Raw genomic sequence first — 6,363 nt, forward strand, 5'->3', positions numbered from 1 at the left:
AAACGTACCTCATTCGCGTAACGCAAAGGCGCGTGCCCGGCGTGATCCAGAGACCGCCGGCGATTGTGGCAAGTCCGCCTTGCGAAGCGTCACTGGAAATCGAAGGCGCTCAGGCCTGTCACCATCTCGTCGAGGCCAAGCGGGCGCGTCACCGGCGGCTCGGCGCGCGTCAGGCAGCCGACGCGCTCGCAAAGCCGGCAGGCGGGCCCGACCGGCGTCGCCGCTACCGCGCCAGCTCCGCCTTTTCCGGCCGTCGGGCCGGGAAGTGCCGCACCGTAGACGATGTCGTCGCGAAAGCCGATGTCGCACCCCAGCAGCAGCGCAGTACGGCGCGGCCGCTCGGAGAACGCGCCTTGCGGCCCCTCCAGCGTGCGGGCGATGCAGAGGAACTCGGCGCCGTCGGGCATTTCCACCGCTTCCACGAAAATCTGGCCGGGCTGGCTGAAGGCGACGTGCACGGGAAGCTTGGGACAAGCGCCACCGAAGCGGCTTTGCGGAAAGCCCAGGCTGCCGGCTTTGCGGAAGCGATTGCCGGCATTGTCGATCTCCAGCATGAAGAACGGCACGGCCGAGGCGCCTTGCCGCTGCAGCGTGGTCAGCCGGTTGGCCGCCTGCTCGAAGGAAACGCCGAAGCGCGAGCGCAGCACGTCGATATCGTAGCGGGCACGAACGGCCGCCGCGTGGAAAGCCTGGTAAGGCATCATCAGCGCATGCGCCGCGTAGCGCCCGAGTTCGAACCGCGCGAGGCGGCGGGCCTCATCTGTGGACAGTTTCAACGCCTGGATCTCGCCGGCTATCGCGACGGTCATGCGGATCAGGCATGCCTCCATCGCCATTTCGCGTAACTGGTCGAACGGCGACAGGCGCTCGGACAGGAACAGGCGCTGCGAATGGCGATCGTAGCGGCGGCGCCAGTTCGGCATGGTGGCGACCGGCAGCACCTTGACGACGATGCCGTATTCGCGCTTCAGCCAGCCCTTCAGCGCAGCAGACAAATCATCGCCGGGATCGAGCACCGAAGTGAACGCTTCCGCCTCTTCCTCGATATGCGCAAAATGGTTCGGCCGACGCTCGAAAATCTCATGCACCTCGTCGATCGGCAGGCGGGCGCTGGAAAGCGCCGTCACCCGCCCCTCGCGCGCAAGAAGCTCGTTGAGATCGGACAGGCGCTCGGCCTGTTCGCGATAGGCACGGAACAGTTTTATCACGGCCGCGGAGGCATTGGGCGCGGCTTCGGCAAGCTCGATCAGTTCCTGGTCTCCCGGCAATTCGCCAGCCAGCAGCGGATCGGCAAACACTTCCCTCAAGGCCGCGACAGAGCCGCCCGCTTCGCCCTGCAGCTCATGCGGATCGACCTTGTAGACGGACGCCAGCTTCAGGATCAACTGCACCGTCAGCGGCCGCTGGTTGCGCTCGATCAGGTTGAGATAGGATGGCGAGATGCCGAGGCCTTCGGCCATTGCCGTCTGGGTCAGGCCCTTGGCGTTGCGGATGCGGCGGATACGCGGCCCGGCAAATATCTTCTGGTCGGCCATAGGGCTCCTCGACAGGAATTTACATTGCCGTGGCTGCTACGCTTCCATGCGATTTTTACAATAATTACAAATTTACCTCGCCTATCTGTCAAACACAATACAGATTTTCCCTTATTGATGGCCTGATTCTTCGATTTCCATGGTTCTTTTCGCCTCGCACTGTAAATTCGGTCACATTCGAACGCGGCGAGGAATGCCGCCGAGCCGCAAAGAAACAATCCTCCGGAGTAGAGCATGACTGATTTTTACAACCTCGTCCCCTCGGCCCCCGAGGGCCGGTTCGATGGCATCGAACGCCCCTATTCGCCGGAGGATGTGACGCGACTGCGCGGCTCGGTGCAGATCCGCCAGAGCCTGGCGGAAATGGGCGCCAACCGGCTGTGGAAGCTCATCCACGAGGAGGACTTCGTCAACGCGCTCGGCGCCATGTCCGGCAACCAGGCCATGCAGCAGGTGCGCGCCGGGCTGAAGGCGATCTACCTGTCTGGCTGGCAGGTCGCCGCCGACGCCAACACCGCCTCGGCCATGTATCCGGACCAGTCGCTCTACCCGGCCAATGCGGCACCCGAACTCGTCAAGCGCATCAACCGCACCTTGCAGCGCGCCGACCAGATCGAGACCTCCGAAGGCAAGGGGCTTTCGGTCGATACCTGGTTCGCACCTGTTGTCGCCGATGCCGAAGCCGGCTTCGGTGGGCCGCTCAACGCTTTCGAGATCATGAAGGCGTTCATCGAGGCAGGTGCCGCCGGCGTCCATTACGAGGATCAATTGGCGTCGGAAAAGAAGTGCGGCCATCTCGGCGGCAAGGTGCTGATCCCTACCGCGGCCCACATCCGCAACCTCAATGCCGCACGCCTGGCAGCCGACGTGATGGGCACGCCCACCCTGGTCGTGGCGCGCACGGACGCGGAAGCGGCAAAGCTGCTCACCTCCGACATCGACGAGCGCGACCAGCCCTTCGTCGACTACGACGCCGGCCGCACGGTGGAAGGCTTCTACCAGGTGAGGAACGGTATCGAGCCCTGCATCGCGCGCGCCGTCGCCTACGCTCCCCACGCCGACCTGATCTGGTGCGAAACCTCGAAGCCCGACCTGGCGCAGGCGAGGAGATTTGCCGAGGGCGTGCACAGGCATCACCCCGGCAAGCTGCTGGCCTATAATTGCTCGCCTTCGTTCAACTGGAAGAAGAACCTCGACGACGCCACGATCGCCAGGTTCCAGAAAGAGCTCGGCGCCATGGGCTACAAGTTCCAGTTCATCACGCTGGCCGGTTTCCACCAGCTCAATTACGGCATGTTCGAACTCGCCCGCGGCTACAAGGAGCGGCAGATGGCAGCCTATTCGGAGTTGCAGGAAGCCGAGTTCGCGGCGGAGGCCAACGGCTACACCGCGACCAAGCACCAACGCGAGGTCGGCACCGGCTATTTCGATGCCGTGTCGATGGCGATCACCGGCGGACGGTCATCGACCACGGCCATGCATGAATCGACCGAGCACGCCCAGTTCAAACCGGCTGCGGAATAGCAAACCAGGGATCTCGGCAAACGCCCAAGGGCATACAGCAAGGAGAAGACCAATGGCATCGATAAGCCGCGTCAAGGAACGGGCCGAAGAGCAGTCGACCACGATGAGCATCGACCAGCAAGCGACGATCCGCATGCTGGCCAACGATCTGCACCGGCTCAACCAGTCGGTGATGAAGGCGGTGGAAGCCGGCGTCTCGGTCGAGCTGGTGCGCTCGGCACGACACCATGGCGGCGACGGCAATTGGGGGGACCTGTTGATCCCGGTCATCGTCACGCAGCAAAGCCATGGCTGATCGAAGATCGCGCAGGCCCGCCTCTCACCTGCGCCGTGTATGCGCAGGTGAATTTTATTTTCATGCAACCAAGGAATGGACAGAGCAGTACAGTACTGTTGCTTGAATTGACTGCTGCGGGAATGCTTTCCCCAGCTTTTTATTTCGGCTTGACAGGGACCGCGATCTCACGCCAATTGTCGCCTGATTTCAACTCTGCATTGAAATGGGACGAGTTTCTTGGCTGACTTGGGTGCCCAGTGAAGCGTGACGACGAAAGCGCGAGACATCCGAATCTGGTGAGCCGGGATTCAGCCACGGAGACGATCCGTCAGACCTCGCAGGTGCTCGTTGTCGGCAAGTCGCCGATCAATCGGGTGGTGATTTCCAAGATCGTCGAGCGGTCCGGGCTCAAGCCGATCTCGGAATCACCCGACATGGCGGCGAAGACCTTGCGCTTGCTGGTCCTGGCCGTGATTGTCCTGGACGGCGGCGCCGATAACAGGGACTGCGACACTCTGATGCCCGGCATCGAGATGTTGCGGCGGGCTTCGGGTAAATCGCTCCCTCCGGTGGTACTGCTTTCAACCAAGAACGGCACGCCGGAGAGCCTTGGCCTTTCAAACGTCGTCGACGCGGTGGTGGCCAAACCGATTACGCCCGAGCGCTTGCAGCCGGTGATTGATCGGCTGGTCAACCGCTGAGAGCGGCAAGCAAGCCCTATCCGGCGAGGCTTTCGATCAGTTCGGGTAGTTGTCCGAGATCGGAGATCTGCCGGAAGCGCGGTTCGGCAATGGGCGCTTCGACATGTTCAAGCACCCAGGTCAATTCATGCGGCACATGAACGCCCCAGCCGCCGGCCTCGATGGCCGGCACCACATCGGATTTCAGCGAATTGCCGACCATCATGCTCCTGGCCGGGCCGTCGCCATGGCGACTGAAAACGCGCGCATAAGTAGCCGCGTTCTTGTCGCTGACGATCTCGATCGCGTCGAACAGATCGCCGAGGCCGGACCCGGCCAGCTTGCGTTCCTGGTCGAACAAATCACCCTTGGTGATCAGCACGAGGCGATAGGCGCCGGCGAGCCCTTCCACCGTCTCGCGCGCATGCGGCAAGACCTCGATCGGGTGGCTCAGCATCTCGCGGCCGGCGCCGAGGATCTCCGATATGACCGAAGCCGGCACGCGAGCTTGCGTGACCTCGATCGCCGTCTCGATCATCGACAGCGTGAACCCCTTGATGCCGAAACCGTAGACGGCAAGATTGCGTCTCTCCGCCTCCAGCAGCCGTGCCGAGATATGTTCCTCTTCGCCGTGATCGGCAAGCATGGCGGCAAAGCGCTTCTCGGTCATGCGGAAGAACTGTTCGTTCTGCCACAGCGTATCGTCGGCATCGAAGCCTATGGTGGTCAGTTCGCCGGTCTTCTGCATCGACGCCTTCTCGTATGTGAACGAGGCTGAACCTAATCTCGCAGCCGCGATTTTCAACCGCAACGGCCAATGCCGGCTGCTCCCCTTCCCTTCGGTCGCCGGGCACAGCTATACTCCCAAATCCGCAACCCAATCTGGTGAATGATGCCGCCTGCAAAAAAGGAAGTCCGTCCGTCGAGCCGCGGAGGGCGCGCCCGCACGCCTGCCTTCGTGAAAAACCTGCGTGGTGTGAAGAACTGGAAGGAAGTCAGCGAATGGCTGCAATGGCGCGGCATCGAAGACATCGAATGCATTACGCCTGACCAGGCCGGCGTTGCCCGCGGCAAGATGATGCCGTCGAAGAAATTCACCTCCAACACCTCGCTGGCGCTGCCTTCAGCCGTGTTCATGACCACCATCTCAGGCGGCTATCCCGAGGACGGCAACGGCTTTCATTATCCCGAGGACGACGGCGACCTCAAACTCATGCCGGACCTGTCGACGCTGACGGTGGTGCCCTGGGAGGAAGACCCGACGGCCGCCGTTATCTGCGACCTCGTCCACCAGGATGGCCGCTCGGTGGAATTCACGCCGCGCAACGTCTTGAAGCGTGTTCTGGCCGCCTATGACAGGCGCGGGCTGAAACCGGTGGTGGCGCCCGAGATCGAGTTCTATCTGGTGCGCAAGAACCCGGATCCGGATTATCCGCTGACGCCGCCCGTCGGCCGTTCGGGGCGGGCGATCGGCGGCGGCGCCGGTTATTCGATCGCCGGCGTCAACGAGTTCGACGAGCTGATCGACGACATCTATCATTTTTCCGAAAGCCAGGGCCTGGAGATCGACACGCTCATCCATGAGGAGGGCGCCGGCCAGCTCGAGATCAATTTGCGCCACGGCGATCCCGTCGAACTCGCCGACCAGGTGTTCATGTTCAAGCGCACTATTCGCGAGGCGGCGCTGAAACACGAAATCTACGCCACCTTCATGGCCAAGCCGATCCAGGGTCAGCCGGGCTCCGCCATGCACATCCATCAGTCGATCATCGACAAGAAGACGGGCAAGAACATCTTCTCGGCCGAGGACGGCTCGGAAACCGAGGACTTCTTCCATTTCATCGGGGGCATGCAGAAGCATGTGCCGAACGCGCTGGTCATGTTTGCGCCCTACGTCAATTCCTACCGCCGGCTGACGCAGTCCGCCTCGGCTCCGGTCAACAACAAATGGGGCTACGATAATCGCACAACGGCATTCCGCGTGCCGCGCTCGGATCCGGCGGCGCGCCGCGTCGAAAACCGCATCCCCTCCTCCGACGCCAATCCCTATCTGGCAATGGCCGCTTCGCTCGCCTGCGGGCTGATCGGCATCACCAACAAGATCAAGGCCGAACCTCCGGTGCTGACCACCGCCAATGCCGACGAGATCGACCTGCCGCGCAGCCTGCTCGAAGCCGTCGACCTGTTCGAGGGCGACGAGGAACTCTGCGCGCTTTTGGGCAAGTCCTTCGCCGCGACCTATGCGGCGATCAAGCGGGCGGAATTCGAGACGTTCATGGAAGTGATCAGTCCTTGGGAGAGGGAGTATTTGTTGCTGAATGTGTAGGGGAGTAGGGGAGTAGGGGAG

General features: G+C 62.4%; 6 protein-coding genes. 4 read left to right on the forward strand and 2 right to left on the reverse strand.

Going from position 1 to position 6,363, the window contains the following annotated elements; all coding sequences use genetic code 11:
• Positions 1 to 89: 89 nt before the first annotated feature.
• A complete protein-coding gene (locus LB545_RS21510; RefSeq protein WP_140498527.1) occupies positions 90 to 1,535 on the reverse strand; it encodes a short-chain fatty acyl-CoA regulator family protein in 1,446 nt (481 codons plus the stop codon).
• Positions 1,536 to 1,769: 234 nt separating this feature from the next.
• Between LB545_RS21510 and aceA the strand changes: the two genes are divergently transcribed.
• The 3 genes from aceA to LB545_RS21525 all read left to right on the forward strand — a co-directional run bounded on the left by aceA (position 1,770) and on the right by LB545_RS21525 (position 4,037).
• Positions 1,770 to 3,059: an isocitrate lyase gene (gene aceA, locus LB545_RS21515; protein ID WP_140498528.1), complete on the forward strand. Its 1,290-nt coding sequence runs from the start codon at positions 1,770 to 1,772 to the stop codon at positions 3,057 to 3,059.
• A 52-nt stretch (positions 3,060 to 3,111) separates the two neighbouring features.
• Positions 3,112 to 3,354, forward strand: coding sequence for a hypothetical protein (locus LB545_RS21520; RefSeq protein WP_140498529.1), 243 nt, complete (start codon positions 3,112 to 3,114; stop codon positions 3,352 to 3,354).
• Positions 3,355 to 3,593: 239 nt separating this feature from the next.
• The gene (locus LB545_RS21525) at positions 3,594 to 4,037 is read left to right on the forward strand and encodes a response regulator (RefSeq protein WP_140498530.1); all 444 of its coding nucleotides are present in this window, start codon (positions 3,594 to 3,596) and stop codon (positions 4,035 to 4,037) included.
• Positions 4,038 to 4,053: 16 nt separating this feature from the next.
• On the opposite strand, the gene LB545_RS21530 is transcribed toward LB545_RS21525, so the two are convergent.
• On the reverse strand, positions 4,054 to 4,764 hold the full coding sequence (locus tag LB545_RS21530; protein ID WP_224705805.1) for an HAD family hydrolase: 711 nt from the start codon (positions 4,762 to 4,764) through the stop codon (positions 4,054 to 4,056).
• Between the two features lie 141 nt (positions 4,765 to 4,905).
• Between LB545_RS21530 and LB545_RS21535 the strand changes: the two genes are divergently transcribed.
• Positions 4,906 to 6,342 (forward strand): glutamine synthetase family protein, encoded by a 1,437-nt coding sequence (locus LB545_RS21535; protein ID WP_181168616.1) that lies wholly within the window; start codon positions 4,906 to 4,908, stop codon positions 6,340 to 6,342.
• Positions 6,343 to 6,363 lie beyond the last annotated feature (21 nt).

It is taken from the genome of Mesorhizobium sp. BR1-1-6 (genome assembly GCF_020165355.1).
Classification (GTDB): Bacteria; Pseudomonadota; Alphaproteobacteria; order Rhizobiales; family Rhizobiaceae; genus Mesorhizobium.

What these genes read in the sequence shown, in the direction of transcription:
- LB545_RS21510 (WP_140498527.1), bottom strand. Translation starts at nt 1,535, where the DNA reads ATGGCCGACCAGAAGATATTTGCCGGGCCGCGTATCCGCCGCATCCGC.
- aceA (WP_140498528.1), top strand. Translation starts at nt 1,770, where the DNA reads ATGACTGATTTTTACAACCTCGTCCCCTCGGCCCCCGAGGGCCGGTTC.
- LB545_RS21520 (WP_140498529.1), top strand. Translation starts at nt 3,112, where the DNA reads ATGGCATCGATAAGCCGCGTCAAGGAACGGGCCGAAGAGCAGTCGACC.
- LB545_RS21530 (WP_224705805.1), bottom strand. Translation starts at nt 4,764, where the DNA reads ATGCAGAAGACCGGCGAACTGACCACCATAGGCTTCGATGCCGACGAT.
- LB545_RS21535 (WP_181168616.1), top strand. Translation starts at nt 4,906, where the DNA reads ATGATGCCGCCTGCAAAAAAGGAAGTCCGTCCGTCGAGCCGCGGAGGG.